The sequence below is a fragment of the Nocardiopsis sp. TNDT3 genome (assembly GCF_003427465.1).
Taxonomy (GTDB): domain Bacteria; phylum Actinomycetota; class Actinomycetes; order Streptosporangiales; family Streptosporangiaceae; genus Nocardiopsis; species Nocardiopsis dassonvillei.
In genome coordinates this window covers 1-1533 of the sequence record NZ_QPFC01001360.1, presented here as the reverse complement: position 1 = coordinate 1533, position 1533 = coordinate 1, and the positions used below count along the sequence as shown (strand labels likewise).

The 1533-nt window shown below is 72.0% G+C and carries 1 protein-coding gene; it reads left to right on the top strand.

Annotation, left to right across the window (positions count from 1 at the left end; all coding sequences use genetic code 11):
* Positions 1-228: 228 nt before the first annotated feature.
* Entirely contained in the window at positions 229-1485 is a 1257-nt protein-coding gene (locus tag DQW06_RS27820; protein WP_369757424.1) for a serine/threonine-protein kinase, read from the top strand.
* The last annotated feature ends 48 nt before the right edge of the window (positions 1486-1533 follow it).

Genomic DNA, 1533 nt, shown 5'->3' with positions numbered 1-1533 from the left:
CCCCCCCCCCCCGCGCCACCCCGGCCAACAGGCACGGGAGTCTCATAATGAGACCTACGTCACTGCATGCTCGGGTCGTCGTCGGACATAACGAAAGCGAACCTATGTGTCCGTGATGTGGCAACCACCAGCATGGATCCGGCGTCCTGCTGGTATAACGAGTGATCCGTGCACCTACGTGGTGACAGCGACCGCAATGCTCCCGCAGGAGGCCACCATGGCCGGTGAATGGACCCGTGGATAACCGTGTCCTCCCTAGAGAACCCCCACACGCAGCGCCCCGAGGCGTCGCGCTCCTCCGCACGGGCGGAGGCGGCCGACGCCGCCGAGCCCCGTCCCGAGGGACGCCTGCTCAAGGGGCGCTACCAGTTGGTGTCGGAGATCGCCCGCGGCGGTGTCGGCACGGTCTGGCGCGCCACCGACCTGGTCATCGACCGCGAGGTGGCCGTCAAGGAGCTGCGCCTGCCCGCGGACCTGAGCCGCTCCGAGCGCGAGTCGCTCCTGCAGCGCACCACCCGTGAGGCCCGCGTCGCCGGACGCCTCACCCACCCCAGCCTGGTCACCGTCCTGGACGTCGTGGACGAGGACGACCGCCCCTGGATCGTCATGGAGCTGGTGGAGGCCTCCACCCTGGAGGAACTCATCCAGGTGGGCGGCCCGCTGCCCTACCAGCGCGTGGCCGAGATCGGCCTCCAGCTCATCGACGCCCTCAAGGTCGCGCACGCCGAGGGCATCGTGCACCGCGACGTCAAGCCCGACAACGTGATGATCAGCCAGGCCGGTCGGGTCGTGCTCACCGACTTCGGGCTGGCCGCCTGGAACGGCGAGTCGGCGCTGAGCGCGTCCGGGCGCATCATCGGCTCCCCGGCCTACATCCCGCCGGAGCGGGCCAAGGCCGGCCCGGTGGGACCCGAGTCCGACCTGTGGTCCCTGGGCGCCACCCTGTACGCGGCGGTGGAGGGGCACCCTCCCTACGACCGCAAGGGCTACATCAAGATCCTGCGCCAGGAGCAGCTGGACGAGCCCGCCGAGGCCGCCAGCGCGGGCCCGCTGGCGCCGGTGCTGGCCGGTCTGCTCCGGGTGGAGCCCTCGGAGCGGTTGACCGCCGAGAACGCCACCAAGATGCTGCGGATCGCCGCTCTGGCGCCGTGGGCGCCCGAGACGAGCCCGGAGACGGCCGCGCAGGGCACCGCCACGCCGGCCGAGCCCCGTCCCGAGGGCGAGGAGCGCGAGTCGGCCCGCGAGCACTTCAAGGCGGGCGCGCACGTGCTGGCGGAGTCCATCAACGAGCGGCTGCGCAACAGCCCCGAGGCGATGAACTCGATCATGACCTCGATCCGCGAGTCCACGGACACGCTGGGGCTGACCAGTTCGGGCAAGCACGCCGAGCGCAGCCGCCTGCCCGCGGTGGCCACCATCGCCGCGGTCTCCCTCGGCGTCCTGGTGCTGCTCGCGGTCATGCTCTGGGCGCTGCTCGGCCGCTAGCGCCGCCGCGGCGGGACCCTCCGCGCGGGCTGAGCGGGGTGGGATGGG